General features: G+C 73.1%; 28 protein-coding genes. 11 read left to right on the forward strand and 17 right to left on the reverse strand.

Going from position 1 to position 26,715, the window contains the following annotated elements:
- Nucleotides 1-7: 7 nt before the first annotated feature.
- From QOL15_RS01565 to QOL15_RS01575, 3 genes are all read left to right on the forward strand, one after another.
- Nucleotides 8-1,639, forward strand: a complete 1,632-nt coding sequence (locus QOL15_RS01565) for an ABC transporter ATP-binding protein (RefSeq protein ID WP_083230120.1) — start codon at nucleotides 8-10, stop codon at nucleotides 1,637-1,639.
- Between the two features lie 86 nt (nucleotides 1,640-1,725).
- Complete coding sequence (locus QOL15_RS01570; RefSeq protein ID WP_083393927.1) at nucleotides 1,726-3,372, forward strand: ABC transporter ATP-binding protein; 1,647 nt, start codon at nucleotides 1,726-1,728, stop codon at nucleotides 3,370-3,372.
- Nucleotides 3,369-4,586: an arginase family protein gene (locus QOL15_RS01575; RefSeq protein ID WP_071246595.1), complete on the forward strand. Its 1,218-nt coding sequence runs from the start codon at nucleotides 3,369-3,371 to the stop codon at nucleotides 4,584-4,586. Before QOL15_RS01570 ends, QOL15_RS01575 begins: the two co-directional genes overlap by 4 nt.
- On the opposite strand, the gene QOL15_RS01580 is transcribed toward QOL15_RS01575, so the two are convergent.
- From QOL15_RS01580 to QOL15_RS01595, 4 genes are all read right to left on the reverse strand, one after another.
- The gene (locus tag QOL15_RS01580; protein ID WP_065961162.1) at nucleotides 4,561-5,112 is read right to left on the reverse strand and encodes a GNAT family N-acetyltransferase; all 552 of its coding nucleotides are present in this window, start codon (nucleotides 5,110-5,112) and stop codon (nucleotides 4,561-4,563) included. The genes QOL15_RS01575 and QOL15_RS01580 overlap by 26 nt on opposite strands.
- A 416-nt stretch (nucleotides 5,113-5,528) precedes the next feature.
- Nucleotides 5,529-5,885 (reverse strand): hypothetical protein, encoded by a 357-nt coding sequence (locus QOL15_RS01585; protein WP_071246593.1) that lies wholly within the window; start codon nucleotides 5,883-5,885, stop codon nucleotides 5,529-5,531.
- A gap of 3 nt (nucleotides 5,886-5,888) precedes the next feature.
- Nucleotides 5,889-7,460 carry an FAD-dependent monooxygenase gene (locus QOL15_RS01590; RefSeq protein ID WP_071246591.1) on the reverse strand — a complete coding sequence of 524 codons (1,572 nt, stop codon included), beginning with the start codon at nucleotides 7,458-7,460 and terminating at the stop codon, nucleotides 5,889-5,891.
- 34 nt (nucleotides 7,461-7,494) lie between these two features.
- Nucleotides 7,495-8,103 (reverse strand): TetR/AcrR family transcriptional regulator, encoded by a 609-nt coding sequence (locus tag QOL15_RS01595; RefSeq protein ID WP_065961168.1) that lies wholly within the window; start codon nucleotides 8,101-8,103, stop codon nucleotides 7,495-7,497.
- Nucleotides 8,104-8,421: 318 nt separating this feature from the next.
- Between QOL15_RS01595 and QOL15_RS01600 the strand changes: the two genes are divergently transcribed.
- On the forward strand, nucleotides 8,422-10,635 hold the full coding sequence (locus QOL15_RS01600; RefSeq protein WP_071246589.1) for an Ig-like domain repeat protein: 2,214 nt from the start codon (nucleotides 8,422-8,424) through the stop codon (nucleotides 10,633-10,635).
- 221 nt (nucleotides 10,636-10,856) lie between these two features.
- Here QOL15_RS01600 and QOL15_RS01605 read toward each other — a convergent pair whose 3' ends face one another.
- Complete coding sequence (locus QOL15_RS01605; protein WP_065961171.1) at nucleotides 10,857-11,408, reverse strand: GNAT family N-acetyltransferase; 552 nt, start codon at nucleotides 11,406-11,408, stop codon at nucleotides 10,857-10,859.
- Between the two features lie 148 nt (nucleotides 11,409-11,556).
- On the reverse strand, nucleotides 11,557-12,153 hold the full coding sequence (locus tag QOL15_RS01610; protein WP_071246587.1) for a TetR family transcriptional regulator: 597 nt from the start codon (nucleotides 12,151-12,153) through the stop codon (nucleotides 11,557-11,559).
- Between the two features lie 90 nt (nucleotides 12,154-12,243).
- Here QOL15_RS01610 and QOL15_RS01615 point away from each other — a divergent pair, with 90 nt between their 5' ends.
- Nucleotides 12,244-13,002, forward strand: coding sequence for an SDR family NAD(P)-dependent oxidoreductase (locus QOL15_RS01615; RefSeq protein ID WP_071246585.1), 759 nt, complete (start codon nucleotides 12,244-12,246; stop codon nucleotides 13,000-13,002).
- A gap of 215 nt (nucleotides 13,003-13,217) precedes the next feature.
- On the opposite strand, the gene QOL15_RS01620 is transcribed toward QOL15_RS01615, so the two are convergent.
- The 4 genes from QOL15_RS01620 to QOL15_RS01635 all read right to left on the reverse strand — a co-directional run bounded on the left by QOL15_RS01620 (nucleotide 13,218) and on the right by QOL15_RS01635 (nucleotide 16,521).
- Entirely contained in the window at nucleotides 13,218-14,000 is a 783-nt protein-coding gene (locus QOL15_RS01620; RefSeq protein ID WP_071246584.1) for a hypothetical protein, read from the reverse strand.
- Between the two features lie 11 nt (nucleotides 14,001-14,011).
- Nucleotides 14,012-14,749 carry an alpha/beta fold hydrolase gene (locus QOL15_RS01625; RefSeq protein WP_071246582.1) on the reverse strand — a complete coding sequence of 246 codons (738 nt, stop codon included), beginning with the start codon at nucleotides 14,747-14,749 and terminating at the stop codon, nucleotides 14,012-14,014.
- Nucleotides 14,746-15,717: an alpha/beta hydrolase gene (locus tag QOL15_RS01630; protein ID WP_071246580.1), complete on the reverse strand. Its 972-nt coding sequence runs from the start codon at nucleotides 15,715-15,717 to the stop codon at nucleotides 14,746-14,748. Before QOL15_RS01630 ends, QOL15_RS01625 begins: the two co-directional genes overlap by 4 nt.
- Before the next feature lie 90 nt (nucleotides 15,718-15,807).
- Nucleotides 15,808-16,521 (reverse strand): alpha/beta fold hydrolase, encoded by a 714-nt coding sequence (locus QOL15_RS01635; RefSeq protein WP_071246578.1) that lies wholly within the window; start codon nucleotides 16,519-16,521, stop codon nucleotides 15,808-15,810.
- Nucleotides 16,522-16,789: 268 nt separating this feature from the next.
- On the opposite strand from QOL15_RS01635, the gene QOL15_RS01640 reads away from it, so the two are divergent.
- Nucleotides 16,790-17,731 carry a helix-turn-helix domain-containing protein gene (locus QOL15_RS01640; RefSeq protein WP_175473821.1) on the forward strand — a complete coding sequence of 314 codons (942 nt, stop codon included), beginning with the start codon at nucleotides 16,790-16,792 and terminating at the stop codon, nucleotides 17,729-17,731.
- Nucleotides 17,728-20,565, forward strand: a complete 2,838-nt coding sequence (locus QOL15_RS01645) for a LuxR family transcriptional regulator (RefSeq protein WP_071246576.1) — start codon at nucleotides 17,728-17,730, stop codon at nucleotides 20,563-20,565. Before QOL15_RS01640 ends, QOL15_RS01645 begins: the two co-directional genes overlap by 4 nt.
- Before the next feature lie 195 nt (nucleotides 20,566-20,760).
- Here the strand turns inward: QOL15_RS01645 and QOL15_RS01650 are convergent, their stop codons facing one another.
- Both QOL15_RS01650 and QOL15_RS01655 read right to left on the reverse strand, forming a co-directional pair.
- Nucleotides 20,761-21,216: an ester cyclase gene (locus tag QOL15_RS01650; RefSeq protein ID WP_065960963.1), complete on the reverse strand. Its 456-nt coding sequence runs from the start codon at nucleotides 21,214-21,216 to the stop codon at nucleotides 20,761-20,763.
- A gap of 83 nt (nucleotides 21,217-21,299) precedes the next feature.
- Nucleotides 21,300-21,662, reverse strand: a complete 363-nt coding sequence (locus QOL15_RS01655) for a DUF4267 domain-containing protein (RefSeq protein ID WP_071246574.1) — start codon at nucleotides 21,660-21,662, stop codon at nucleotides 21,300-21,302.
- A 106-nt stretch (nucleotides 21,663-21,768) separates the two neighbouring features.
- Here QOL15_RS01655 and QOL15_RS01660 point away from each other — a divergent pair, with 106 nt between their 5' ends.
- Entirely contained in the window at nucleotides 21,769-22,305 is a 537-nt protein-coding gene (locus QOL15_RS01660; protein ID WP_071246572.1) for a TetR/AcrR family transcriptional regulator, read from the forward strand.
- Nucleotides 22,306-22,315: 10 nt separating this feature from the next.
- On the opposite strand, the gene QOL15_RS01665 is transcribed toward QOL15_RS01660, so the two are convergent.
- Nucleotides 22,316-22,729, reverse strand: a complete 414-nt coding sequence (locus QOL15_RS01665; RefSeq protein ID WP_071246569.1) for a BLUF domain-containing protein — start codon at nucleotides 22,727-22,729, stop codon at nucleotides 22,316-22,318.
- Between the two features lie 198 nt (nucleotides 22,730-22,927).
- On the opposite strand from QOL15_RS01665, the gene QOL15_RS01670 reads away from it, so the two are divergent.
- Complete coding sequence (locus QOL15_RS01670; RefSeq protein ID WP_071246634.1) at nucleotides 22,928-23,842, forward strand: carbohydrate kinase; 915 nt, start codon at nucleotides 22,928-22,930, stop codon at nucleotides 23,840-23,842.
- Nucleotides 23,843-23,953: 111 nt separating this feature from the next.
- Here QOL15_RS01670 and QOL15_RS01675 read toward each other — a convergent pair whose 3' ends face one another.
- From QOL15_RS01675 to QOL15_RS01690, 4 genes are all read right to left on the reverse strand, one after another.
- Nucleotides 23,954-24,082 (reverse strand): hypothetical protein, encoded by a 129-nt coding sequence (locus QOL15_RS01675; protein WP_290439172.1) that lies wholly within the window; start codon nucleotides 24,080-24,082, stop codon nucleotides 23,954-23,956.
- Between the two features lie 83 nt (nucleotides 24,083-24,165).
- Nucleotides 24,166-24,495 carry a hypothetical protein gene (locus QOL15_RS01680; protein WP_071246567.1) on the reverse strand — a complete coding sequence of 110 codons (330 nt, stop codon included), beginning with the start codon at nucleotides 24,493-24,495 and terminating at the stop codon, nucleotides 24,166-24,168.
- A gap of 10 nt (nucleotides 24,496-24,505) precedes the next feature.
- Entirely contained in the window at nucleotides 24,506-25,084 is a 579-nt protein-coding gene (locus tag QOL15_RS01685; RefSeq protein ID WP_065961076.1) for an Asp23/Gls24 family envelope stress response protein, read from the reverse strand.
- Complete coding sequence (locus tag QOL15_RS01690; RefSeq protein ID WP_065960975.1) at nucleotides 25,081-25,638, reverse strand: RNA polymerase sigma factor; 558 nt, start codon at nucleotides 25,636-25,638, stop codon at nucleotides 25,081-25,083. Before QOL15_RS01690 ends, QOL15_RS01685 begins: the two co-directional genes overlap by 4 nt.
- 137 nt (nucleotides 25,639-25,775) lie before the next feature.
- Between QOL15_RS01690 and QOL15_RS01695 the strand changes: the two genes are divergently transcribed.
- Nucleotides 25,776-26,057, forward strand: a complete 282-nt coding sequence (locus tag QOL15_RS01695) for a hypothetical protein (protein WP_065960978.1) — start codon at nucleotides 25,776-25,778, stop codon at nucleotides 26,055-26,057.
- Nucleotides 26,047-26,685: a hypothetical protein gene (locus QOL15_RS01700; protein ID WP_071246565.1), complete on the forward strand. Its 639-nt coding sequence runs from the start codon at nucleotides 26,047-26,049 to the stop codon at nucleotides 26,683-26,685. The genes QOL15_RS01695 and QOL15_RS01700 overlap by 11 nt, the downstream gene beginning before the upstream one ends.
- Nucleotides 26,686-26,715 lie beyond the last annotated feature (30 nt).

Genomic DNA, 26,715 nt, shown 5'->3' on the forward strand with positions numbered 1-26,715 from the left:
GCAGAACATGAGAACCAAGGCAACCCTCCGTGTGATCAGCAGTCTGCTGCGAGGCCACCGACGCGCTCTCGTCGTCCTCATCGTGCTGGCGCTCGCCGGCACCCTTGCGGAGGCCTGCCTCCCGATCGGACTGGGCCAGGTCGTCAACGGGATCGAACGCGGACGCTTCGACATCGTGCTCGTCGCATCCGGTGTCCTCGCACTGGTCGTGGTCGCCCGCGTCGCGTCTTCGGTGGTCGCGCACGCGGTCGGACGCAACGCCGAGATCGACGTCGCGATCACGCACAAACAGCAGGTCGGCGCGCACCTGGTGCGACACCGGTCCGTCATCGGCGAGGAGATCCAGCTCGGTGACGCGGTCGAGACGGCCGAGACCGACACGGACACCATCGCCGGCGTCGTCGGGGTCACGCGATCGTTGGTCGTCTCGACCCTCACCTTCGTGGCGATCAGTGTGTACCTGATCACGAACTCGTGGATCATCGGCGGCGCCATCGTCGTGGGCGCGTCGTGCATCGCGCTCTTCCTCCCGGCACTCGTCGGCGTGCTCGAACAGCCCCTCGAGGAGCACCGGGCCAGATCAGGTGCCGTCGCCGGGCTGGCGGCTGATGCTGCGAGCGGACTGCGCGACCTGCGGGGGATCGGTGCTGAGGACGTATTCCTGCAGCGCTTCCACGATGCCTCAGCCGCGATGCGAGCCGCCGGGCTGCGCGTCGCTCGCCGACGTGCGCTCATCTCGGGCGTGCAGGTCGCAATCCCGAGCGCATTCGTCCTCGTGATCCTCGGCATCGCTCTCTGGCAGTTCCGGACCGGGGAGCAATCGGCGGGCGATCTCGTCACCTACTACGGGCTCGGAGTGTTCCTCGTCGGGCCGGTCGGCTCCTTCGTCGCGGCCTGGAACGAGATCCCCGCCGTTGCGGTGGCAGTCCGGCGCGAGCGAGCCCTGCTGGATGCGGGAACGGCTCCCCGGTCAGGCCGAGACGGCACCCCCGAGGGCATGCTCCTCGACGAGGCCTCCGGGCTCGTCGTCCACCCGGGCGAGTTCGTCGTCGTCACCGGCGGACGACCGGCGGCGCTGCGCTCGCTCGCGGCTCGCCTCGTCGGGGACGAAGACGTGCCGTCCGTCTCGGTGGGCAAGACGACCTGGGCTGTGTGGGACGAGCGCGCGGCGAGGCGGCACGCCGTCTTGCTCGACTCCGACGCGCGACTCGTCTCGGGGAGCGTGCGGGAGATCATCGGCGCCCAGGACGACGACCACGCGCGTGCTGTGCTCCGGGCAGCGGCCGCGGACGAATTCGTGGGGTCCGATCTCGAACGGGAGATCAGCGAGGGCGGTCGAGACCTCTCCGGAGGACAGGTGCGCCGCCTCCTCCTCGCACAGGCGCTCGCCGTCGATAGCGAGATCCTCGTGTTGGTCGAGCCCACACGATCACTCGACCTCGTGACGGAGCACCGTGTGGTGGATCGTCTCGCCCGACACCGAGCCGGCCGAACGACGGTCGTGTGTACGCAGACGCCCGTTGCCTTCGGAGTCGCCGACCGTGTCGTCACGGTCAGCACGCCGTCCTCGGACAGCGACGGCTCGTGGCGCGTGGAACAGGGATCCGTGGCACTGATCGAGCAGGAGCACCGATCGTGAACAGCCCCCTGTTGGTCGCCAGCCCCTCGGACACGTGGCGGTCGGTACGCCGTGTCATCGGCAGTCACCGAGGACGCCTCGCCCGCATGATCGGCTGGCACACGCTCGCGGTGGGTGCTTCGGTCCTGGCGCCCGTGCTGTTCGGCCGGCTCATCGACGACGTCACGTCGGCGGGCTCCTGGTCGAACATCACGACGTTGTTCCTCGTGCTCTGCGGTGTCCTCGTGATCAGGACCGCGCTCGGCGTCGCCTCCCAGGGTGCCTCGTGGAGGTTCGGCGAGGACGTGTTCGCGCAACTCCGGGACGAGGTGGTCGAGGGCGTCGTCCGGCTCCCGCTCCGCGTGACGGAACGCGCAGAACGAGGAGAAGTCCTCGCGAGGACCTCGAACGACGTGGACGCAGTGTCCGAGGGCGTCCGCATCGGCCTCCCCGAGGTGCTGGTGGGACTCTTCACCGTCCTGTTCACCACGACGGCGTCGTTCTTGCTCGACTGGCGGGTCGCACTTGCTTCGCTCGTCGGGCTGCCCGTGCTCGTGCTCTCCACACGGTGGTACGTCCGCAGATCACAGTCGGCGTACGAGACCGAGTTGCGCAGTCACGCCCGGTTCAACGGGAGCGTCCTGGAGACCGCGACTGCGTCGCGGACGCTTCGGCAACTCGGCACCGGGGACCGCCTCCTCCGTCGTGTCGAAGCCCGAGCGAGCTCCGTCAGAGCAGCCGAGCGAGCCACCCTCGGCCTGCAGTCCCGGTGGTTCCCCGTCGTCCAGCTCGGCTACTACCTCCCGTTCGCTGTCGTTGCGGCATGGGGCGGATGGCTCGCGCTCGAAGGGCAGGTGACCATCGGCACCGTGGTGGCGATCGCCCTCAACGTCCAATTGATCGTGGACCCGCTGGACGACCTGTTGTACTGGTCCGACCAGCTGCAGCTCGCCTGGGCCGCCTTCCGCCGTATGGCGGGAGTCTCCCGTCCGACAGCACCTCGCCGGACCTCCCCGCCCGCTGAGCGCCCCGCGGCGCGCAGTGGATGCACGATCCGCTGCGACCGCGTCCGGTTCTCCTACGGCGACGGGGACGACCCCGCGGTTTCGGACGTCGACCTCGTGATCGGTCCCGGCGAGCACCTGACCGTCTTCGGGCCCTCTGGGGCAGGAAAGACGACGTTGGGCCTGCTGCTCGCCGGAGCACTCGAACCGGACGCAGGGCATATAGAGGTGGTCGGTGACGGCGAGCGCCACCCGGTGCGGATGTTGGTGAGTCAGGATCCCCACGTCTTCACGGGCACGGTCCGCGACAACCTCCTCCTCGCAGCAGGGTCAGCGACGGACGTCATGCTGCTCTCCGCCCTCGCAGTCGCAGGAGCGTCCCTGGATGCGTCGGCCCTCGACGACGAGATCGACGCCGAATCCGTCGACCTCGTCCACCTGCAACGCATCGCCATGGCGCGCGTCGTGCTCAGGGACCCCGACCTGGTCGTCCTCGACGAATCGACGTCGCACCTCTCGGACGGTGATGCCCGGCAGCTGGAGCAGGACATGGCCGGGGTGTTGCAGGGACGGACGGTTGTGACCATCGCCCACCGGATGAGCGCTGCGCTCGACGCGGACCGAGTCATCACGGTCGAGCACGGACGGATCGTCGAGGTCGGGCCACCCGCGGAACTCCTCGCCGCGGGAGGTCAATTCGCCGAGCTGCACCAGCAGTGGACGGAACGAGTGGAGAACGAGCGCCGATGAACACCGACACCGATGACGTCCTCGCCGTCGACCAGAGCTTCGTCGCGAGGCCGGCAGAAGGCGGTGGAACGGTGACGCTCTGGTCACCCGAGGCAGGCACCGAGCTGCGACTGGGTCGGAGTGCGCAGGCGCTCCTGGCGCGGTTCGCCGTACCGACGTCGGCGAAGGCGGTGCTCAGCACGGTCCCGGACACGGCACGCGACGCTGCCGAGCGCGCGATCGAGTCCCTGGTCGCCGGAGGAATCCTCCGCTCTCACGCTGTCACGGCAGATCCGGGGGGCACGCAGCGAGGGCTCTTCGGGGCTCCGGTGACGTCACTCGCGAAGGCTCTGACCGATCCCGCACTCGACATCGTCGCGGTCGGGATCGAGTACGACGCCGGTGCATCCGCGCGGAGTGGGTCGAAGACGGGACCAGATGCCATCCGCCGGGTCGCTGCGAGCATCTACGCGCCGAACTCGGATCGCGGGATGTGGGACCCGGCCGTCGGCCGTCGGATCCTGGACGGCGTCCGCATGGCTGACATCGGGAACCTCGGGGATGTCGTCCAGATGCGCAACGGCCCGGTGCTCGATCGACTCGCGGGGGCCGTGGAAGCGATCGCGAGTGCACGGAAGGTCCCCGTCGTCCTCGGAGGGGACCACTCGATCACACACGCAGTCGTGCGCGGGCTCCTGTCCGCGGTCGACGGCGGACTCGGCCTCCTGCACTTCGATGCGCACACCGACTACTTCCGACCGGCGCACGGAGACTGGCGTTCGTCACTGCACCACGGCAACGTCATGAGTTGGGTCGCTGGAGAAGCACGCGTGGAGCGGATCGCACAGTTCGGGATCCGTCAACGAATCGACGACGACCCCCAGGCCGACTCGTCGAAGACCGTCGTCTGGGGCGGGCGTTCGGCGCTCGCCGCCGATCTCGACGAGCTCCTGGACAGCGTTCCTGCTCACCTCGCCTGGCACGTGACCATCGACGTCGACGTCCTGGATCCCGCCTTCATGCCGAGCACGGGTACCCCGGTTCCCGGGGGGTTCTCGCATCTCGAACTCACCGACCTCATCAGCGCCCTCGTGTCGCGGCGACGGATCGTCGGCGTCGACGTCGTCGAGCTGATCGGTGAGGGCGAAGGCGCCCACCGATCGGCGCTCGCGGCAGCGGACCTCCTGGTCCGGACGCTCGACGCAGCGTTCAGCTCGCGGGCGTCTCCTCGTTGAGGAAGGGCGTCACCCGCCCGGTCCGGTGGTCGTCGCGCAGGATGGCGTACGCGACCGAGTCCCGAGCCTCGCCCTCGTCCACGGGCCAGGTCCGCCGGTAGTGCGCTTCCTTCACCCACCCGTTGCGCACGAGGATGCGACGCATCGCGACGTTGTCGTCCCGGGTCTGCGCTTCGATCCGGTCGACCTCCGGGAACGACGCGAAGACGTACGTCGCCAGGGCGCTCAGGAGCGGCGCGCCGTGACCCCGCCCCCGAGCCCGTTCGGCAAGACGTACGTCGATCAGCGGTGCGTCATCGTCGAGGTCGTCGAGTACGACCACACCCTCGGCGACACCGTCGATCCCGACGCTGAGCAGCGCGTGGTCCGGGCCAGCATACGCGCCGTCGGAGATGCGCTGTTCGACCGACTCGCGGCTCGGAGCACTGGAGACGTGGAACGGGAACCGGTTCGAGGTCAGGAACGTGATCAACGACTCCCGGTCCCTCGCCTGCGTCGGGTCCAGCGGGCGGAACGTCATCTCCATGCACCGACCGTACTGCCACGTCGAACGGCACCCGTGGGTATCGACCCGTGTCGCGGGGCGGGAGGTGTGTCGCTGGGCCGAGCTCGTACGCGATCTGGCCGCTAGCGCACCCGTACGGGGCTCGCGCGCGTACGCGAATTCGTTGGCGAACCGGCGGTCGACTTCCGCGGTTGTCTGAGGATCAGATGCGGACCGCCCGACGGCTGTACGAGCAGCGCACCACCTGGCCGAGGGGTGCTGCAGGAGGTTCGAGTCGGCAGCAACATGCCCGCGGGCGCAGCGCTCGGGGGCGCCCTCGTGTCCGTGCCGGGGTCGTGGCGATGGGTTCGAATCCACCGGTACCGCCACAGAGGACCCCCGCGCCGGGGGGGTCTTCTTCTGCCTGCGGACGGCCCTGGTCTGGCTGTGGTGCTCCGTCAGACGAGGAGTCCGACCGTGAGGACGACCAGGCCGATGAGCACGAGCCCGGCGGGCAGCGTGTTGCGCATGCGGCGCTGCGCGCCGGAGGTCGCTGCCGATGCTGCGGCGACGATCGAGGATGCTCCTCCGGCGTAGATCAGGACGAACGCTTCCGGGAAGTAGCCCAGCACGTGCGTCACGAGGCCGGCGATCACGATGACGGATCCCGTGATGGTGTGCACGCGTGCGGCGACGGCCCGTGGCTCCGTTCCGCGGAGGTCCAGGAATGCGGAGACGAGGCTCCAGATCGAGGCCGTCGAGAGGACGGCACCGCTGATCGAGACGATCGCGGCGTCGATGACGGTGACGTCCACGTTCTAGGCTCCGCTCGTCGTGGTAGCGCTCACGGCAGCCCCGCGGGGTCCACCGAACCAGGTCCGGAGTGCTGCCCGGACGTCGGTGGGGTCGGTCTGCGACCACGCCACGAACCCGTCGGGTCGGATCAGCATCGAGGACAGTCCGCTCCCGCGGGCGAGTTCCACGTGCTCGACACGGTCTGTCCACGGGGCTGCAGCGTCGCGCAGGCTCCCGTCGGCGTCGATCAGGACGGGACGTGCGGCGTGGAGCAGCGCGGGTACGCGGCTACGGGTGCCGTCGACGAGGGTGAGCTGTGCGGACGCGGCGAACCAGCCGGTGGGGCCGTCCGGATCTGTGGGACCCATCTCGTAGCGGACGTCTGCGCCTGCGAGCAGGTCGGCGATGCGCCGCACGGTGCCCGTGTCGGTGAGCAGCTCGGCGAAGAGGGCGCGGAGGACGGTGACGTCGGACCCGGGAGCCATGAGCGCCGTCTGCGCCTGCGTCTGCATGAAGACCCGTTGCCCGAGCGGTCGGCGTTCCGTCTCGTAGGTGTCGAGCAACCCTGCCGGAGCTGTTCCGGCGACGTCGGCGGCGATCTTCCACGCGAGGTTCGCCGCGTCCTGCAGTGCGAGGTTCAGGCCGGGGCCTCCTGCTGCTGAGTGGACGTGGGCAGCGTCGCCGAGCAGGAACACGCGTCGGTCGCGGTAGCGGTCGGCGACACGCGTGTTCCTGCCGGACAGGCGACGCAGCAAGGTGGGCTTCCCCTCCGCGGGCGGTGCGAGGGCGATGCGGACGCCGAGGACGCGTTCCAGGCTGTCCTCCATCTCGGTCAGGGTCATCGCCGCTCCGTTGCCGGGCGAGCTCTCCTCGGGCTCGTCCTCCCACTCCGCGGTGTAGACAAGCGGGTGCTCCGGGTCGTGGAGCGCGATCGTCGCGACTCCGGTCTCGGTCCGGTGGAACGCTGCTGCGATCTCGCCGAGTCCGGCGACCCGCACCCTTCCCGGGCCGGCTGCGATCAGGTCGTCCGTCGGGGCGATCAGTACCGTGCGGTCCACCACGTGGCGATCGGTGTTCCCCGGGAAGCCGATGCCGGACTGCTTGCGGACGGTGCTCCGCGCCCCGTCGCTCCCGATCAGGTACCGACCCGACAGTGTGCTCTCGACCTCGGTCGTGGTGTCGACGACGGTGATGTCGACACGGTCGTCGTGCTGTCGGAAGGGCCGCAGGTCGATGCCGCGGCAGATCTCGACGCCCAGCTCGGCGGCGCGGTCGTTCAGGACGCGCTCCAGGTCGCGCTGGTTGATGTGCAGCAGGTACATCGGGTTCCGCTCGCCGAGCACGTGCAACGGCAAGGGAAGTGCGCCGAAGAAGAAGCTCGGAGCCGGACACGGCTCAGCTGCCCCTGCGCAACGCTCGAAGAGGCCTCGGTGGTCGAGCAGACGGACCACCTGGCCGGTGAGGCCGTGCGCCTTGTCCCACTGGTCGATCCCGGGGAGGCGTTCGATGACCAGCGGGTTCGCGCCCGCGAGCTTCAGTTCGCAGGCGACGAAGACGCCCACGGGGCCGCCACCGATGATGAGGGCGTCGTACATCGAGAAGAGCCTGTCCGGAGGAGTGGGTGCGGGGTCACACATGGAGGCGGTCGAAGCCGCTTCCGAGTCGTTCGAAGGCTTCGACGAGCATCGGCTCGAGCGAGCCCGTCTGGCTGCTCGCCGCCCAGGACTGCAGGGTGGACAGCAGGGTGGAGAGCGCGGCCGCCGCCACCGCCCCCGGTAGCGGGTCGTCGCGGTCGATCCCCAGTCGCGTGGCGATCGCGTGCGCGAGGACGGTGTTCGCTGTTCTCGCGCCACGATCGACCGCGGACTGCATGTCGGGTGTCGCGAGCACGGCCACGAGGCTGCTGCGGTCCTCCGGAGAGGAGTCCGGCGCCCCGTGCGTCCGGTAGGGAGCCAGCAGTGCCGCGGTGACCGCGTCCCACAGCGGCTCGTCGTGAGGGCGCTGTGCGAGGTCCGTCGCCGCGGCCCGGACCCGTTGCACGTGGCGGTCGGCGATCGCGTCTTCCTTGCTGGAGAAGTAGTTGCCGAACGTCCGCCGGGAGACGCCGACCTCCTGGACGATGTCCTCGACACGGACGTTGTCGAGGCCACGCTTGCGCGCCAGCAACACGGTCGTCACGCTCAGTTGATCGCGGAGCGCCGCCTTCTTCTGGTCGCGGAGGGAAGAGGTTCCTGCCATGTCCCCACCGTAGCTGCTTCTTGCCCATTGGGCAAGAATGCCCACTGGGCAACGTCGACGAGAGTCCACGCGGCCCGATGGCGGATCGGCCGTCGTTGCGAGGGGCGGAGGTCTACGGGCGGACTGCGCGCGGCGGTAGGAGTTCGGCGCACACCACCCCAGGACGGGGGTGCTGCACAGCTCCGGTGCTCGGCGCCGCCCGGAACCGCTCTACGGTGTGAGGACCCGAGTCGACGAGCCGGGCTGGTGCTCCTCGTCGTCACCCCTCCTGACCCGAACAGGCCTCCCTTGCGTCAACGCCCTCAGAGGCGCGCCGTCGTGCGCGTCCGCACCATCCTCGCCGGCTTCGCCGTGGCGGGTCTCGCCGGACTCGCGATCGTCGGCGCCGACGTCACCGTGGCCGGTGCCGCCGCCCCGGCCCAGACGACCTTCACCGACCAGACCTTCCGAGGTACCGATGCCGGGACCGGCTGGGTCCTCCCGTCGACGCCGGCAGCGGCGAACGGCAACAGCGCGTGTCTGACCGCCGCGCCGCGGGCCTCGTCGCCCATCCCCGGCTGCGGCGCGGTCCAGGCGGCCGGCGCCGGCGCGCTCCGGCTCACCTCGACGGCACAGGCGCAGATCGGCGCGGTCGGCGCGAAGCAGGCGGTCCCCACGGACAAGGGCCTCGACGCGTCGTTCACGACCTACCAGTACAACGGCAGCGGCGCGGACGGCATGGTCTTCTACCTGGCGGCGACCGACCCGTACAACCCCGCCGTCCCCACGCGGACCGGGTACACCGGCGGTTCGCTCGGTTACGCCGCGTACCCGGCAGGTGGGGCCGAGGGGCTGCAGCACGCCTACCTCGGTGTCGGGTTCGACACCTACGGCGGCTTCGCGGGCAACTACACCGGCTGCGTCGGTGACCAGAGCCGCGGCGGCGCGAGCAACTCCGTGACCGTCCGCGGCGCGGGCAACGGGTACTCCGGCTACTGCGTGGCCTCCGTCACGCCCGCTGCCGGCTCGCTCCGCGGCTCCGTCTCCACCGATCGCAGCGTGGTCGCCGTGCCGGTCGAGGTCGTCGTCAACCCGACGACGTCGGCGCTGTCGGCGCGGAAGAACCCGAGCGTGTCGGTGCCGGCCGGGCAGTACGCCGTCATCTTCACGAGCCGTGGCGCCGGGCAGCAGGTCGTCACGGGCGCCCTGCCGAAGCTGGACCCGAACGGCAACGTCGCCGGTGTCGACCCGTCGTGGGTCGACCCGGCCACCGGCTACCCCTACAAGCTCACCTACGGCTTCACGGCCGGCACCGGTGGTGCGACCGACGTGCACGAGGTCACCGACCTGGTGGCGACGACCGCCGCCGGCGCGGTCCCCGTCCTCACGGCGCGGACGGGAGGCGCGACCAGCGTCGCCCACGCCGGTTCCGGCACCGTGACGGTCACCCCGACGGTCTCCGCCGACGGCGGTTCCGAGACGCGCGCCGTCCGCACCACGACCACCTTCCCGGCCGGCGTCACGCCGTCGGCCGACGGCGCGTCCGGTGACGGCTGGACCTGCTCCGTCTCCGGCCAGGTCGCCTCGTGCGAGCAGGCCGCGGCCGCCCGCACGGCGGGCACCGACCTGCCGACGCTGACGATCCCGTTCACGGTGACGGGCACCGCCCGCACCGCCACGGTCTCGACGATCGTCTCGTCCATCGACGCCGAGGCGGTCACGGTCACCGGCAGCGTCACGGTCGCCCCGCAGGCCGCGACGGTCGCGGTCGACGACACATCCGTCTCCGTCGGCGACGACGCGACGCTCCGTGCGACGGTCGCCTCGTCCGAGACCACCGGGGCCACCGTGCCGACCGGCACCGTCCGGTTCACCGCGACGACGACCGGGGCAGCGCTCTGCGACGCGACGCTCACCGCCGGTGTGGCGTCGTGCACGCTGACCGCACCGGACGCTGGCACCACCGCGATCACCGCGACGTACCTCGGCGACGCCGACCACGCGACCGCCCAGGGCACGGGCACGCTCCTCGTGTCGAAGCTCCCGACCGCCGTCACCGCGACGTCCCCGGACGCCGCGCAGCCTGTGGCCGCCGGTGCCCCGGTGACCCTCCGGGTCGGCGGGATCGTCCCGCGGAGCAGCGGCCCCGCTCCGACCGGCACGGTCGAGTTCCGTGAGGCCGGCCGGGTGCTCTGCACCGTCACGCTCCCGGACTCCAGCTGCGAGGTCGCGTCGCTCGCGTCCGGACGCCACCGCATCGTCGCCGTGTACTCCGGTGATTCCGCGTACGCCGCGTCGACCTCGGACGAGCTCGTCGTGACCGTGCAGGACGCGGTCGTCGTGACCGTCCCGGGCACGCCTGCCCCGACGACCGCCGCGCCCGGCGCGACACCGTCGTCCTCGGCGGCTGCGCACGCTGCGGCTGATGTCCACGGTCTGGCCTTCACGGGCTCGACCATCGCGCTCTGGACCGGCACCGCACTCGCGGTCGCGCTGCTCCTCGCCGGCGTGGTGCTCCTCCTGGTCCGGCGGACCCGGCTCGGGCGGAACTGACCCCGAGCGCGACAGGGAAGGACCCGCCGAGCGACGCTCGGCGGGTCCTTCTGCTGTTCGTGGGCAGTGGGTCTCGTCCGAGCACGACGGTGTCGACGTCGACGTCGACGTCGACGTCGACGTCGACATCGACATCGTCGAGTCGATCGGTGGAAGCGAGGGCGCTCACCGATCGGCGCTCACGGCAGCGGACCTCCTGGTCCGGGCGCTCGACGCAGCGCTCAGCGCTCGGGGGTCTCCTCGTTGCGGAAGGGCGTCACCCGCCCGGTCCGGTGATCGTCGCGCAGGAGGGCGTACGCGACCGAGTCCCGAGCCTCGCCCTCGTCCACGGGCCAGGTCCGCCGGTAGTGCGCTTCCTTCACCCACCCGTTCCGCACGAGGACGCGACGCATCGCGACGTTGTCGTCCCGGGTCTGCGCTTCGATCCGGTCGACCTCCGGGAACGACGCGAAGACGTACGTCGCCAGCGCGCGCAGGAGCGGCGCGCCGTGACCCCGCCCCCGGGCGCGTTCCGCGAGGCGGACGTCGATCAGCGGTGCGTCGTCGTCGAGGTCGTCGAGCACCACCAGGCCCTCGCTGACCCCGTCGATCACGACCCTGAGGAGCGCGTGGTCCGGGCCGGCGTAGGCACCGTCGGCGATCCGCCGTTCGACCCACTCGCGGGTCGGCGTGGTCCTGACGTGGAACGGGAACCGGTTCGACGTCAGGAACGTGGTCAACCACTCCCGGTCCGTCTCCTGTGTGAGGTCCGTCGCGCGGAACGTCAACTCCATGCACCGACCGTACCGACGCCTCCGACGCCCCGGGGAGCAGGGCAGGCGATCCACGACGAGCGGCCCGTCCTCGACGCCTGACGGGCCGAGCGTCGCCCCGCGCCGCCCGGTGGCGCAGGTCCCCCGGCGACCCGGCCCCGCTCCGCGATCAGCCGTGGTCCGGTGACGCGATCCGCCGCGCGGCGTCGACCACGAAGCGTCGGCGGGCGGCGCGTTCCTCCTGGTCGTCCGCCCCGGCACCGGTGATCATCGCCGCGAGCTGCGGAACGGTCTGCCACCAGGCGGCCAGCGCGATCAGCGCGAACACGAGGTGTCCCGGGTCGACGGACGGGTCGAGCACGCCGCGACGCTGGGCATCGGCGAAGCGCGCGACCTTCTCCTGGTAGTGCTGCGTGCGGACCTCGGCACCGGCGGGCGGGCCGCTCTGCAGGCCCTCCCACTGCAGCAGCCGGCCGAGTTCCGGGTGCTCCGCGTGGTAGTCGAACGTCGCGCCCGCGAACTCGCCGATGTCGTCCAGTCCGGCGCCGGACAGACCCACCGCGGCGGCGAGTCGCTCGAGTTCGCCGGTGAGCACGAGGTCCCAGAGCGCTCGCTTGTCGCCGAAGTAGCTGTAGAGCCGCTCCTTGTTCACCCCGGCCCGAGCGGCGACGGCGGCGACGGTCGTCCCCTCGAACCCGTGCGCGGCGAACTCCGTGCGTGCGGCCTCGCGCAGCCGACGCTGTGTCCCCTCGACGTCCCATGCCACCGGACCAGGGTACCGACGCGGCGGTTGGCGATCGGCACGAGGAGGCGTATTCTCCAACCACACCGTTGGAGTTGGAGAAGGGGAACACCCATGCACGGACCAGACCACCTGCCGGAGGCACTCCAGCTGCCCGGACCCGGGACGATCGCCGTCGTCACCGGTGCGAACAGCGGCATCGGACTCGAGATCGCGCGCCAGCTGCTCGAGCACGGGGTGACCGTGTGGATGGGCGCGCGCGACGCGGAACGGGGGCGACGCGCCGCTGCCGAGCTCGGCGCCGGAGCGCGCGTGGTCCAGCTCGACGTGACGGACCCCGCGTCGGTGGCGGCCGCCGCGGCACACGTCGGAGCGGTGGACGTCCTGGTGAACAACGCCGGGGTCAACCCCGGTGGTGAGGACGTCACGGGGACGTCGCTCGACCAACTGCGGACGGCCTACGAGACGAACGTCTTCGGCCTCGTCGCCGTGACCCAGGCGTTCCTCCCTGCACTGCGCGAGTCCGCGCACCCGCGCATCGTGAACGTGTCGAGCGGTACCGGGTCCCTGGCGTGGACCGGTGGCCCGAACCCGCAGTTCGACTGGGAGCGCACGCGGGGCGGCGGCCTGGCCTACCGGAGCTCGAAGACCGCCGTCAACGCCATCACCGTGCTCACCGCCCAGGCGGTCGGCGACGGCGTCAAGGTGAACGCGCTCGCGCCCGGCCTGCGTCGGACGAACCTCGTCGCGGACATGGACGTGGGTGGTGCGCCGGCCGAGGCCGCCGCGGGCGCGCTCCGGCTCGCGTTCCTGCCGGACGACGGTCCGACGGGTGCGCTCTGGTCGTGGGACGGGAGTCGCGTGCCCTGGTGACCGCGGCAGCCGGCAGCCGGACGGGAGGCGCGGTACCGGGCCGACCCGCACCTCCGGTCCGGCAGGTCCACGGGACGGGAGGCGCGGTACCGGGCCGACCCGCACCTCCGGTCCGGCAGGTCCACAGGACGGGAGGCGCGGTGCCGGGCCGACCCGCGCCTCCCGTCCGGTGCGTGCGCACCCGGCGGTGGCCGACCCGCCCGGACCGCGCCTGCTCAGTCCGTGACCGGCGGCTCCGCCGCCGCCCGCGCCGCCCGCACGATCCGCGGCAGCGCCGCGTACCGGCGCTCCTGGTACAGCCCGTGCAGGACGAACAGCACGAGCACGGCCGCGACCCCGACGCCCACCGACACCGGGACCGGTGCGAACCGGACCACGAGCGCCACGCCCCCGGCGCCGGCGACCATCGAGTTCACCGCGCCGATCGCCGACGACAGGGTCGAGAACACCCGCCGCCACGACGCCGTCCCGCCGATGTCGAGCATCTCGTTCGGGGCATGCCCGCGCACCGGCATCGGGAAGTACCGCTCGGCGCCGGGCAGGAGCCGCCGGTGGTACCGACGGATCTGCTGCAGGGCGGCGAGGGCGGCGACGTCCTCGAGCGAGGTCTCGACGAGGCGGACGTACGTGAACACCCCGAGCAGGAACACGATCGGCAGCACCGCGGCGAGGAACACCACGGCGAAGGGCGTGTCGGCGAGGAACCCGAACGCGACGAGGCTGCTCGAGAGCGTCGTCAGGTAGATCGACGCCCTCGTGCCCGACTCCGACACGGTCGCGTTCCTCGCCGACTCGAGGACGAACTGCTCGTTGAGGAGCGCCGAGAAGAACGCGCTCGTGCGGTCCGGCAGGTGCGCGGCGGAGTGCCGGGCCTCCGGGTGCCCGGTGGCGTGCCGGGTCTCGGGGTGCTCGCCGGGTTTCCCGGTGGTGTGCCGGGTCCCGGGGTCCTCGCCGGTGTACCCGGTGTCCGGGTGCTCGGCGTCCTGCGGCTCGTCCATCGGTCTCCCGGTCAGGCGCCGTGGCGGACCGCGGCGAGCACCGCGGCGGCGACGGCGTCCGGCTGTGACACCGCGATCGCGTGCGATGCGCCCGCGAGCTCGGTGACGCCGACGAACCCGGCGCGCTCGGCCATCCAGCGGTGCGACGCGACCGGGATGTTCCGGTCGTCGTCGCCGAACACCGACCACGACGGCAAGGTCGACCACGCGGCGCTCGCGGCACCGAGGGGTTCGCCGAGGGCGCCCTCGGTGACGGGGCGCTGCGCGACGGCCATCGCGGCCGCCTGTGCTGGCTCGACGTCGTGGGCGAACTGCTGGTGGAACCGCGCCGGGTCGATGCGGAACTCGGTGCCGCCGTCGGTGAGCGGCGTCGGCACGAGGGTGTCGCCGAGCGTGCTGCCCGGGAAGCGTCCGGCCAGGTCGCCCGCGCTCTCGCCGGGGGCGGGGACGAACGCGCCGACGAACACCAGGGCGGTGACGCCGTCGAGGTCGGCCGCGGCCTGCGTCGCGACCATGCCGCCGTAGGAGTGGCCGACGAGGACGACCGGACGGTCCAGGGAGCGGACGAGGTCGACGAGGGCGCCGGCGTCGGCGCGGACGCTGCGCAGCGGGTTCGCGAACGCGACGACGTCGACGTCGGCCGCCGCGAGCTGCGCGGCGACGGCGTTCCAGCTCGACGAGTCGGCGAAGGCGCCGTGCACGAGGACGACGGCCGGCGTGGTCGGCGTGGTCGGCGCGGCGGGCGTCATGCTCGGCTCGCCAGGGCTGCGGAGAGGTGGGCGACGGCTTGGGTGACCGCGGCCTTGGCCTGCGGGGTGTCGTGCATGCTGTTCACCATCACGAAGTCGTGGATGATCCCGCCGTAGCGGACGGCGGTCACCTCGACGCCCGCGCGGCGCAGCTTGGCCGCGAACGCCTCGCCCTCGTCGCGGAGGACGTCGGCCTCGCCGGTGACGACGAGCGTCGGCGGGAAGGTCGCGAGCTGCTCCTCGGTGGCGCGGAGCGGGGACGCGGTGACCTCGGCGCGCTCGGACTCGCTCGTCGTGTACTGGTCCCAGAACCACTTCATGCCCTCGCGGGCGAGGAAGTAGCCCTCGGCGAACTGCTCGTACGACGGGGTGTCGAACGACGCGTCGGTGACCGGGTAGAACAGCACCGCGCCGGTGAAGGACACGTCGCCGCGCTCGGCCGCCATGAGGTTCAGGGCGATGGCCATGTTGCCGCCGACCGAGTCCCCCGCGACCGCCATGGTGCTGCCGTCGAGGCCCTGCTCGGCGCCGTGCTGGACGACCCACTGCGCGACGGCGTAGGACTGCTCGTTCTGCACCGGGTAGCGGTGCTCGGGCGCACGGTCGTACTCGGGGAACACGACGGCCGCGCCGGTGCCCACCGCGAGGTCGCGGACCAGGCGGTCGTGGGTGTGGGCGTCGCCGAACACCCAGCCGGCACCGTGCGTGTAGAGCACGACCGGCAGGACGCCCGTCGACCCCTCCGGCTTGACGATCCGCACGCGGACCGAGCCGGTGGGCCCGCCCTCGACGGTGGTCCAGGTCTCGTCGACCTCGGGCTTCCAGACGGGGGAGTCCTGCACGCCGTCGACGGCCGCGCGACCGTCCTCGGGGGCGAGCTGGTACAGGAACGGCGGCTCGGCGGTCGCCTCGACGAAGGCCTGCGCGGCGGGTTCGAGGGCGATGCCTCGGGGGTTCGCGGTGGTCATGGTGCTTCCTCTCCAGGTGGGTGGGGCGGGGACGGTCGGGCGAGCGCGGCGGGGCCGGGTCGCGGGGCGACCGTGCTGGGCTCGGGGCGGTCAGGCGACCGCGGTGGCGGCGTCGACGATGAAAGCGACGACCTCGTCGGGGTGCGACAGCATGACGAGGTGCGGGGCGTCGAGCTCGACGACCGAGCGGAAGCCGCCGCGCTCGTAGCCGAACCGCTCGACGGCCGGGTTGATGGTGTGGTCGGCGGCCGAGACGATGCCCCACGCGGGCTTCGTCCGCCAGGCGGCGACGGGGGCCTCCTCGCCGAAGGCCAGGGCCGCGAGGGGGCGCTGCGAGACGGCGAGGACCTCGGTGGTCCGGCGGTCGACCCCGGCGGCGAAGACCTCGGGGAACGCGGCGACGTCGACGGAGACGTCCGTGCCGTCCTCGGCGCCGGGCACAGGGAAGGGCGTGTAGACGAGGTTCGCCGCGAGGTCGGAGTCCGGGAAGCCGCCCTGCAGCGCGCCGAGGCTCTCGCCCTCGTCGAGCGCGTAGCCGGCGAGGTACACGAGCCCCACGACGTTCTCGGCGGCGCCGGCGACGGTGATGACCGCGCCGCCGTACGAGTGGCCGACGAGCAGGACGGGGCCGTCGATCTTCTCGACGACCGAGCGGACGTACGCGGCGTCGCCGAGCAGGCTGCGGTTCGGCACCGCGGGCACGCGGACGGTGTGGCCCTGGTCGAGCAGGGCGCGGGTGACCGGGGCGTAGCTCGCGGAGTCCGCGAACGCTCCGTGGACGAGCACGATGGTGGGTGTCGACATCGACGTTCCTCTCTGTCGTGGTGCTGGTGCTGGTGTCGGGTGGAGACCCGGCTGCTCCCGCCGGTGCGTCGACCCGCGGACGTCCCGAACGCTAGGGAGCGACCGGGGCGCCCGTCGTGGCCCCGCTGCGGTCACCCTCGCCGCAGCCGCGCGGACACGGGGGAGGCGGCGCGGATCTAGGTACCCCGCGCCCCGGATCTAGGTCGTCGACGGCTTGGGTCGCTCGTCGCCGCTGCCCTACCGTCGAGACCGGGAGGGAGGCCGCACCGTGGACGACGAGACCGTGCAGCTCGGGGCGGACGAGACCGTGCAGCTCGGGGCGTACCTGCGGGCGCACCGCGACCGCCTCCGACCCGACCAGGCCGGCCTGCCCGTGACCCGGGGGCGCAGGGTCCTCGGGCTCCGCCGCCAGGAGGTCGCCGAGCTCGCCGGGATCAGCGCCGACTACTACCTGCGCCTCGAGCAGGGCAAGGACCGCCGCCCCTCCGTGCAGGTGCTGTCCGCCCTGGCCCGCACCTTCCACCTCGACCCCGACGGTCGCGACCACCTGTTCCGGCTCGCCGGGCAGCACGGTCCGAGGTCGAGCGCACCGTCCGCCGACCTCGAGGGCCTGGTCGCGATGGTGTCCGCCTGGTCGGGTGTCCCGGCGGTCGTGGTCGACCCGCACCAGGACCTCGTGGTCGTGAACGCGCTCGGGCGGTGGTTCGTCCCGTCCGGCAGCGATGTCGGCGACAACCTGCTCGAGGCGCTCGTCGACCAGGTCGCGCACACGACCGACCCCCGCCTGCTGCGGGAGCGCGAGATCGCGGTCGCCGACGCGACGGCCGCCCTCCGGTTCCACGGCGACCCGGCCTCGCCGCGCCTGGCGGCGCTCGTCCGCGGGCTGTCCGCGCGGTCCGCGGTCGTCCGCCGGGTGTGGGACAGCCAGGAGGCCCGTCCCCGGCGGGCGGGCACGGTCACCGTGGACGTCGGGACGGCCCGCACCGACGGGGCGGCCGAAGGGGGCGCGGTCACCGGGAGCACGGCCACCGCGGTGACGTTCCGCTCGCAGACCCTCGAGGTGCACGGGGGTGCCGCGTTCCTCACCACCTTCTACGGGACGCCGGGGAGCCCCGCGGCCGCAGCACTCGCCGCCGTCGACGCGACGGCCCGCCCGGGTCGTCGTGCCGAGGTGTCCGATCCGCGCGTCGGTGCCACACTGGGCGTGTGAAGGAGCGTGCCGCCGTCGTCGGCCGGGACGGGGAGCTCCGGCGTCTCCGTGGCCTGGTCGACGAGATCGCCACCCGGGGTTCGGCCGTCGTCGTCGACGGTGACGCCGGCGTGGGCAAGTCCACCCTCGTCGACGCGGTCGCCGCGTACGCGCAGGACCGCGGCGTCCGGGTGCTGCGCACCGCGGGCTCGTTGTCCGAGTCGGGCGCGCAGTACGCCGCCCTGCAGCTCCTGCTCCACCCGCTGCGCGACGCGGTCGACGCCCTGCCGGGACCGCAGCGGGACGCCCTCGACGCCGCCTTCGGCCGGTCCGACGCCGCGGCACCGACACCGCTGATGGCCGGGCTCGCGGCCCTCACGCTCGTCACCGACGCCTCCGCCGAACGGCCCGTGCTGCTCGTCGTCGAGGACCTGCACTGGGTCGACCCCGAGTCGCAGTGGGCGCTCCGCATGCTCGCCCGGCGCATCGGTCAGGACCCGGTCGTCGTCCTCGTGACCACCCGCCTGCCGCCCGACGGCGACCAGACCGACCTCGACCGCGTGCACCTCGGACCGCTCGACGGCCACGACGCCGAGGCGCTGCTCGACGTGCTCGACCGACCGCCGGTGGGCGCCGCACGACGGGCCCTGCTCGACCTCGCCCAGGGCAACCCGCTGGCCCTCGTCGAGCTGAGCGGGCGGGACGGCACCGCGGGCGAGGACGGCGCCGTGACCCGGCGCCTCGAGTCCGCCTTCGCCGAGCGGTTCGGCGAGCTCGACCAGCCCGCCCGGTTGGCCGTGCTCGCGGTCGCGCTCGGCGGCACCGCCACCGCCGAGGACGCCGGACGCGCCGTGCACGCCGCGCTCGGCCGGTACCCCGACCCCTCGTGGATCGACCGGGCGGTGGCCGCGTCGCTCCTCGTCTGGTCGGACCGCGGGGGCCTGCGCTTCCGGCACCCGCTCGTGCAGACCGCCGTGACGAACATCAGCCGTCCGTCCGAACGTGCCGCCGTGCTCCGTGCCCTCGTGACCGAGCACGCCGACGACCCGGACCGGACGCTGTGGTGGCGCGCCGAACTCGCGACCGGCCCGGACCCGGCGCTCGCCGACGAGCTCGCCGCGCACGCAGCCGACGCCCTGACGACACGCGACCTCGTGACCGCCGCGCGGGCGACCGAGCGCGCGGCCGAGCTCACCCCGGCCGGCGGCGGCCGGGTCGCACGGCTGCTCGATGCGGCGGACTGCGCCGGGCTGGCCGGACGCGTGACCGACGCGGCACTGCTCCTGCAGCGCGCCGTCACCGAGACGACCGACCCCGTGCTGCTCGCCCGCGCCGCGTGGATCCGCGAGACGCTGCCGACCGGACGCACGGCGCTGGCCCGGGGCGACCTCGGTCCGGCGCTCGCCGCGGTCGGCGACCTGCAGCGGCACGGCGCGGTGGACCTCGCCACGGGTGCGCTGCTGCACCTCGCGGCGATCGCCTGGGACCACAACCGCCAGGCGTTCCCGGACGCCCCCATGCTCACCGCGGTCCGCGCGCTCCCGCTCCCCGAGGACGACCCCCGCGCCGTCGTGCTCGCCGCGGTCACCGAGCCGATCGCCCGCGGCGACGAGGTGGTCGCCCGCGTCCTCGCGCTCGACCCGAGCGTCACCGACGACCCCGAGCAGGCCTGGTGGCTCGGCTACGCACTGAACGTCGCGGGCGAGATCGAGGGTGCCCGGGAACGCCTCGACCACGCCGTCGCCGGACTCCGGGCGCGCGGCGACATCCGGGTGCTCCCGCAGGCGCTCCTCGGCGCCTCGATGAGCAACTACCAGGCCGGCCGGACCGTGCGCGCGCGGGAGCTGGCCGAGGAGGCCGTCGTGCTCGGCCGCGACCTCGGCGACGCGGGCTACACGACCGCAGCCCGCTCCTGCGTCGCCTGGTTCGCCGCGATCGACGGCGTCCCACCGGACCGCGACGCGATCGCCGGCGGCTCGGAGGAGGGCGCGCACGTCCTGCAGTCGAGCGTGATGCGCGCCAACCTTGCCGGTGCGACGGCCGTGAGCGCGCTGCTCGACCGGCGTCCGCGCGACGCCCGCGAGGCACTGCGGCACCTGCTCGACCCGGACGCCGACGGCCACAACCCGACCTTCGCGGTGCTCACCACGCAGGACTTCGTCGACGCCGCGCTCGCCACCGACGCCCGTGACCTGGTCGAACGGCACCGCGATCGGCTGGCCGCCCTGCACGAGCGGTGGCACGGACCGATCCTCGTGACGGCCCTGCGCTACACCGAGTCCGCGCTGGCCCTCGAGCGGGACCCCGACGCGGCCGTCCGGCGACTCCTCGCCGAGCCCCTGCCGATGCCGTACGTGCAGGGCCGGGCGCTGCTGCTCGCCGGCGACCACCTCCGCCGGTCCGGTCGCGGTGCGGACGCCCGTCCGGTGCTGCACGCGGCGCTGTCGGTCCTGGAGCACACCGCCGTGGACGCGTGGGCACGACGCACGCGCGAGGTCCTCCGGGCGACCGGGGAACGCCTGCCCGAGGCGCCGCCGTCCGGCGTCCCGGTGCTCACCCCGCAGGAGCTGCGGATCTGCACGCTCGCGGCGACCGGGTTGACGAACCGGGCGATCGCGCAGCAGATGTTCCTGTCGCCGCGGACCGTCGGGGCGCACCTGTACGCGGCGTACCGGAAGCTCGGGATCGGGGGGCGCGCGCAGCTCGCGGCGGTCCTCCGGCCCGACGGTCAGGACGGGGCGGTCGGGCAGGACGGGGCGGTCGGACAGGACGGGGCGGTCGGACAGGACGGGGCGGCCGGGTCCGTCGGGTCGGCCGGGTCGGCCGGGGACGTCGCGGAGCCGGGTCGGTCCTGACCGGCCGCGCCGCGACCGGTGTCCGGACCCCGTGCCGGACGGGAGGCGCGGTGCCGGCCCGACCCGCGCCTCCCGTCCGCGGGACGTGCCGGACGTGGTGCGGCCCGGCGTCGCGCCGCACGGCGGCCGTCGGCCGTGCGCGATCGACGGGTGCGGACCCGTGTCGCGTCCGCACCCGTCGTGTGTCGCGTGCCGTCAGCCCCAGGCTGCCGGGGTGGGGGCGTCCGCGGGAGCGTTCAGCTGCGCGATCAGGCCGGCGAAGTCCTCCAGGTGCCAGGTCGTGACGATCTTCCCGTCGCGCACCTGGTGGACGTCCATGGTGCGCATCTCGATGCGCTTGCCGGTGGGCTGGTGTCCCATGAAGACGCCCTGGTGGGTGCCGGACACGGTGTTCCGGACGGCGACCCTGTCGCCCTGGACGACGAAGTCCTGGTGCTCGACCGCGTAGTCGGGCATCGCCTGCCGGAACTGCGCGATCTGCCCCTTCATGCCCGCCGGCCCCTGTTCCTGGCCCGGTGCGAGCGGCAGGTCGGTCCAGTCCTCGGCGAGGACCTCGTCGTATGCGCTGGTGTCGCCGGTGCGGAACGGTTCGTAGAACGCGCGGACGACGTCCTCGGTGGTGGTGTCGTCGGTGTCGTGTGTGGTGCTCATCAGGGTGACCTCTCGGAGTCGGTGGTGCGGAAGGAGTCGACGGGGTGCAGCGAGGGAGCCGGGCGCGCGGCCGGGTTGCGTGCTCAGGCGAGCGCGAGGACGAGGCCGGCGACGATCAGGACGACGGCGGTCGCGGCGTGCACGCTGAGCGCCTGACGGAGCGTCCCGCCGTTCGTGACGACGATGATCGCGTCCCCGACGGGCGTGACGGCCGCGGCGACGAGGGCCCAGCCGAACACGTGCGGGCCGGCGACGAGGAGCACGACCAGGGGGACGATGCCGGACGTGATGTCGCGGACTCCCTTGATCGAGGTGAACGCGCGGCGACGGTCCTCGGCGATGCCGAACCCGGCCGTCGCGACCTCGGGCGCGATCAGGAAGCGGCCGCCGATGAAGAGGATGAACGCACATCCCAGGACGGCGACGATGAGCGCGACTGTGACCACGGGTGATGCCTTTCGAGGTTAGATAACAACGTTCTTCTTCGAGCGTACTGCTCGGAGGAACGCCTGTCTAGTGCTGTTACCTAACGCCTCTTGCTACGGTGCTCGCATGGCACCTCGACCCGCTCCCGACCTCGACCTCAGACGCGACCAGATCGTCCAGGCCGCGCGCGCGGTCGCCGAGGGCGAAGGGTGGGAGGCCGTGACGATGCGACGGCTCGCGAGTGCGCTGGGGGCGACGCAGCCGGTGGTCTACTCGGCGTTCCCCGGGGGGCGACAGGCGGTGATCGACGCGGTCGCACTCCGGGGCTTCGAGGCGATCGCAGCAGCGCTCGAGGCGGTCCCCGCCGAGCCGCTCCCGCGGATGCAGGCGTACCTGGCGTTCGCGGCCGACCAGCCGCGTGTCTACGAAGCGATGTTCTCGATGCCGTCGGGCCTGGAGTTCGGCACCGGTGCCGGGGCCGGGCCGTTGCAGCGCGCGTTCGCCGCGATCGAGGCAGCGTTCCCCGGATCCGACGGGACGGCAGCCGAGGTCGCCTGGGCCGCGGTCCACGGGCTGGCGACCCTCGAGAACGGCGGGCGCCTCCCGGCCGTCCGGTCAGGCGCGCGCCTGGCGTACCTGCACCGCGCCCTGACCACGGACTGACCCTGCCCCGTCAGTCCCCGCGGGGCCGGAACCACCGGATGAGCTCACGGAGCGCCGGCAGGGACGCCACCTGGGCACCGCCGTCGAGGTCGTCGAACGTGGTCCGGTAGCCGGGCGCCTGCTCGACGTCGGTGTCCTCGGCCGGGTAGCCCATCGTCCACTCGGGGAACTGCCGCTCCTCGACGACGTCCTCGAGCAGGACGGTCACCTTGGTGTGCCGGTCGTCGTGCTTGATGGTCTCCATCTTCGCGCGCACCGCCCGGTCCGGCCCCTCGAGCAGCTGCAGGAAGTACCCGTTCCGGAACAGCAGCACGCCGGTGATGTCGTTCTCGGCGTTCGCCCGTCGGCTCTGCTCGAGCAGGTGGGCCAGGTCGTCGTCACCGAGCGGACGCGTCGCGACGCTCGAGTAGATCAGGGACAGCATCGGGACTCCATCTCGACGGTCGGGTCGGGTCCCAGCAGTCAACTCCTGGGCACCGGCCAGCAGCCTGGTGAGCGCGTGCCCCGGACGACGCGACGCGCGCGGGCGCGGACGGGAGGCGCGGGGCGGGCCCGCACCGTGCCTCCCGTCCGCCCCGTGGGACGCTGCGGAACCCGCGCGCACTCTGCCAGGGTGGGCGGCATGGACACCGTCATCGTCATCGGAGAAGCCCTGGTCGACGTCGTCGACCGCCCCGAGGGGCGGGTCGAGCACCCGGGCGGCAGCCCGATGAACGTCGCCGTCGGCCTCGCGCGGCTCGGCCGGCCCGCACGGCTCGTCTGTGCCCTCGGCGACGACGCCCGCGGCGCGTCGGTCCGCGACCACGTCGGTGCGAGCGACGTGCAGGTGGACGCGACCGCGATCGACCGGACCTCGACGGCGGTCGCGACCATCGGCGAGGACGGCGGTGCCTCGTACGAGTTCGACCTCGACTGGCGGCTCGACGCCGTCGACGTCCCCGCGGGCACCCCGCTCGTGCACGTCGGTTCGATCGGCGCGGTGCTGCAGCCGGGCGCGCAGGTGGTGCTCGACGCCGTCCGCTCCCGCCCGACCGGTGCCCTGGTGTCGGTCGACCCGAACGTGCGACCGACCATCACGCCGGACCGCGACGGCGTGCTCGCGACCCTCGCGCCACTGCTCGCCGAGGCCGATGTCGTGAAGTGCAGCGACGAGGACGCGGCCTGGCTCTGGCCGGACCGGGACGTCGACGCGGTGCTCGACGGCCTGCTCGAGCACGGGGCCGGCCTCGCCGCCGTGACCCTCGGCGGCTCGGGCTGCGCGATCGCCACCGCTCGTGCGCGACGCACGCTGCCGGCGCCCACGGTCGACGTCGCGGACACCATCGGTGCGGGCGACTCGTTCATGTCCGGGCTGCTCGCCGGCGTCCTCGCGACGGGGACGGCCCCGGTCGACCTCGACGAGGACGAGCTCGGGCGGCTCGCGGCCCTCGCGCTGGCGTGCGCGGCGGTCACGGTGTCGCGGCCGGGCGCGGACCCGCCCACGCGGGACGAGCTGGCGGCGGACGTCGCGGCGACGTTGGGGGAGCGGGCGGTCTAGACCGGCTGGGCGAGCTGCACCGGCGCGTCGAGCGTGCCGTGCTCGCTGTCCACGGCCGCGCGCCGGGCCGCGGCGTGGTGCAGCGCACGGATGCCCCGACCGCCGAGGACCTCAATCCTCCCGGCGGGTGTCGAGCGAGCGACGCCGACGCGCGACGAGCGACTGCACGCCCCACGAGACGAGCGCCACCACGGCGACGAGCACGACGACGGTGACGACCAGGTTCACGTTCCCGAACACGTCACGAGCGGAGACCAGTCGGTCTCCCCACGGCGGAGCGCCCCGCTGGGCCGACGATGTCGAGCTGGTGTCCGGAAGGCGGTCTAGACGCCCTCGACGAGCCGCACCCGGACGTCGATCACGTCGGCGCGCGTGCCGCCGAGCCCGTCGACGACGTCGCGCAGGCGCTCGCCGACCTCGCGGACGGTGTCCGTGGCGGGCCGCTCGTCGGCGACGGCGATGCCGGTCACGATCCGCAGCGCGGAGCCGTGTCGCTGGACGTCGACGACCGCGTCCGGCTCGTGGAGCGCGAAGGCCGCCGCCGCGATCTCGGCGGCCGCGTGTGCGATCGGTCGCGGCGGGTGCACGGCGACCACGCCGGGGACCCCGCGCACGGCCGTGGTGAGGGTCCGGGAGAGCTCGTCGTCGTTCACAGGGTGCTCCTCACGGCCGGAAGACGTCGTCGAAGCGGACGTCGATCGACTCGATCCGCAGTGCGGTGTGGCGTTCGAGGGCGCGCTGCACGACCGCGCGGAGTTCGTCGGCGGTCTCGTCGGCCGAGGCGCCGTAGAGCAGGCCCGCGGTGATGTCGACGCGGACGGGGGCGTCGGGCGTGCCGATGTCGCCGTCGAGCGAGCACCGGCCCATCAGGACCGTCCGCATCCCGTCGCCGGCACGCCGGACGATGCCGCGGACGGCCGCCTCGGTCACGGCGAGCCGGAGTCGGGGGTCGGGGTGCGGGACGGGGACGTCCCGGCCGGAGCGCACCTCGGAGCGGATGGCGTCGAGCAGCCGGTCGATCCACCCGGTCTCGCGGTCGGCGTCGTCGTCGGCGCGACGGAGCAGCGCGTCCGTCGACAGCTCGCGGAGTCGCTGCAGGTTGGACAGGGCGAGGCGGCACCCGGCCGATCGCTCGATCGACGGGTCGACGGGGGTGCGACCGCGGTCGAGGTACTCCGCGAGCTCCTCGATCGTGTGGCCGTCGAGGTCGTCGCCGTCGTGCACGGTCACGTCGTCGCTCATCGCCACCCCTCCATCTCCACTGCGAGGAACCGTCGCGCACGGGCCAGGAGCCCCCGCACGGTCGAGGGGGACAGCTCGAGTTCCTCGGCGATCTCCTGGTAGGACATGCCCGCGGTCTCGCGCAGGAGCCAGCACCGGCGCTGGTCGGTGGGCAGACGGTCGAGGGCTGCCCACAGGGCGTCGGTCTGCTGCCGTGTCTCGACGATACGCTCCGGCGTCCGGACGGCATCGGCGGGGTGTGCGACCTCGTCGACGTCGTCGTGGTGCCGCTGACGGCGGAGCCGGTCGAGGGCCTTCCGGGTGGTGATCTGCAGCACCCAGGCGCGGAAGCGTGCCGGCTCCTCGAGCTCGGAGAGCTTCCGCCACGCGGTGAGGAAGGACTCCTGCACGACGTCGTCGGACTCGACGTTCGACGCGAGGACCTGCTCGGCGTAGACCCGCATCAGCGGCCCGTGCCGTCGAGCGAGCACCTCGAAGGCGAGGACGTCGCCGTCCGCGGCGCGGACCACGAGCGTCGCGTCAGCGGCTCTCGCGAGCGGGTCGTCGTCGCTCATCCCCACCCGTCGCTCGGCCGTCCCGACGCGGACCGGTCGGACCTCCGAGCATGCACCGCGCGGTCGAGCGCCGCCCGAACGGCGTGTCACCCGTGGATCTGTGACGTTCCGCCTCGTGCGCACGTCTTCACGGTGAGATGGACCACGACACGAACGACGTACCCGACGGGTCCACCCCGCAGGCAGCGCCCCCGACCGGTGGCGCCGCACCCGGCATCGACGCGGCGGTCGTCGCCTTCTGCACGAGCGTCTTCGACCGCTGGCGCTGCGGGGAGCCGGACGGCCACGGCGGGTCGCACCGCGCTGCGTCCGGCGCCAGCACCGCCTCCTGGAACGAGTCGGCGACCGGACGCGCGCTGCGTGGCTGGGCCGCGCGGACGATGCGCGGTCCGCGGGCAGGAGTGACCGATGACGAGTGAGGTCCACGAGGTGCCGGTGACCGTCGCGCCCCCTGCAGTGCTGTTCGTCCCGTGGGGGCCGTCCAGCGTCGACCGCGCGGCGCGGACCGCGATCGAGCTCCGGCAGGACCGCGACCTCGGCGGTCTGGTCGTCGCGAACGAGAAGGCACTCGTGCCGGACCTGTTGTCGTCCTGGCCCCACCGCACCCTCCGGACCCGCACCGCGATCCCGGACCGGACCGCGGTCGCGGTGGTCCGACCGAGCTACGAGCTGCTCGCCGGCCTCCGGCTCGGGGCGGACTGCGTCGTCGTCGTCGCCGAGGACCCGGCTGAGCCGCTCGGCGGGTGGGCGCAGTTCGTCGGCGCGCTCGACCTGGACAGCGGCGAGGTCCAGGGACTCGACGTGGACGACGCCGTCGAGGAGGGGTTCGTCCGCCTCCTCGACGCCACCCGTGGCGGACTGCCCGACGAGCGGTCGGTGCGCCGTGCGCGCGAGGCCGTGGAACACCTCCGGTCGCTCGGGCTGTCGGGGCCGCAGGTCGTCGGGTACCTGCTCAGCGGTCGTCGGCCGCCGGGGGTGCGCGGGTACCACGGTGACGCCCCGTTCAACGCCCGTGCGATCCGACGGCTGCGCGCGCTGCTCGACTGAGGTTGGCGCATCGGGGCTCCGCGGAGGCCG

This window comes from Curtobacterium sp. MCBA15_012 (assembly GCF_001864935.2).
Classification (GTDB): domain Bacteria; phylum Actinomycetota; class Actinomycetes; order Actinomycetales; family Microbacteriaceae; genus Curtobacterium.

What these genes read in the sequence shown, in the direction of transcription:
- QOL15_RS01565 (WP_083230120.1), top strand. Translation starts at nt 8, where the DNA reads ATGAGAACCAAGGCAACCCTCCGTGTGATCAGCAGTCTGCTGCGAGGC.
- QOL15_RS01570 (WP_083393927.1), top strand. Translation starts at nt 1,726, where the DNA reads ATGATCGGCTGGCACACGCTCGCGGTGGGTGCTTCGGTCCTGGCGCCC.
- QOL15_RS01575 (WP_071246595.1), top strand. Translation starts at nt 3,369, where the DNA reads ATGAACACCGACACCGATGACGTCCTCGCCGTCGACCAGAGCTTCGTC.
- QOL15_RS01580 (WP_065961162.1), bottom strand. Translation starts at nt 5,112, where the DNA reads ATGGAGATGACGTTCCGCCCGCTGGACCCGACGCAGGCGAGGGACCGG.
- QOL15_RS01590 (WP_071246591.1), bottom strand. Translation starts at nt 7,460, where the DNA reads ATGTACGACGCCCTCATCATCGGTGGCGGCCCCGTGGGCGTCTTCGTC.
- QOL15_RS01595 (WP_065961168.1), bottom strand. Translation starts at nt 8,103, where the DNA reads ATGGCAGGAACCTCTTCCCTCCGCGACCAGAAGAAGGCGGCGCTCCGC.
- QOL15_RS01605 (WP_065961171.1), bottom strand. Translation starts at nt 11,408, where the DNA reads ATGGAGTTGACGTTCCGCGCGACGGACCTCACACAGGAGACGGACCGG.
- QOL15_RS01615 (WP_071246585.1), top strand. Translation starts at nt 12,244, where the DNA reads ATGCACGGACCAGACCACCTGCCGGAGGCACTCCAGCTGCCCGGACCC.
- QOL15_RS01620 (WP_071246584.1), bottom strand. Translation starts at nt 14,000, where the DNA reads ATGGACGAGCCGCAGGACGCCGAGCACCCGGACACCGGGTACACCGGC.
- QOL15_RS01625 (WP_071246582.1), bottom strand. Translation starts at nt 14,749, where the DNA reads ATGACGCCCGCCGCGCCGACCACGCCGACCACGCCGGCCGTCGTCCTC.
- QOL15_RS01630 (WP_071246580.1), bottom strand. Translation starts at nt 15,717, where the DNA reads ATGACCACCGCGAACCCCCGAGGCATCGCCCTCGAACCCGCCGCGCAG.
- QOL15_RS01635 (WP_071246578.1), bottom strand. Translation starts at nt 16,521, where the DNA reads ATGTCGACACCCACCATCGTGCTCGTCCACGGAGCGTTCGCGGACTCC.
- QOL15_RS01650 (WP_065960963.1), bottom strand. Translation starts at nt 21,216, where the DNA reads ATGAGCACCACACACGACACCGACGACACCACCACCGAGGACGTCGTC.
- QOL15_RS01660 (WP_071246572.1), top strand. Translation starts at nt 21,769, where the DNA reads ATGGCACCTCGACCCGCTCCCGACCTCGACCTCAGACGCGACCAGATC.
- QOL15_RS01665 (WP_071246569.1), bottom strand. Translation starts at nt 22,729, where the DNA reads ATGCTGTCCCTGATCTACTCGAGCGTCGCGACGCGTCCGCTCGGTGAC.
- QOL15_RS01670 (WP_071246634.1), top strand. Translation starts at nt 22,928, where the DNA reads ATGGACACCGTCATCGTCATCGGAGAAGCCCTGGTCGACGTCGTCGAC.
- QOL15_RS01685 (WP_065961076.1), bottom strand. Translation starts at nt 25,084, where the DNA reads ATGAGCGACGACGTGACCGTGCACGACGGCGACGACCTCGACGGCCAC.
- QOL15_RS01690 (WP_065960975.1), bottom strand. Translation starts at nt 25,638, where the DNA reads ATGAGCGACGACGACCCGCTCGCGAGAGCCGCTGACGCGACGCTCGTG.
- QOL15_RS01695 (WP_065960978.1), top strand. Translation starts at nt 25,776, where the DNA reads ATGGACCACGACACGAACGACGTACCCGACGGGTCCACCCCGCAGGCA.
- QOL15_RS01700 (WP_071246565.1), top strand. Translation starts at nt 26,047, where the DNA reads ATGACGAGTGAGGTCCACGAGGTGCCGGTGACCGTCGCGCCCCCTGCA.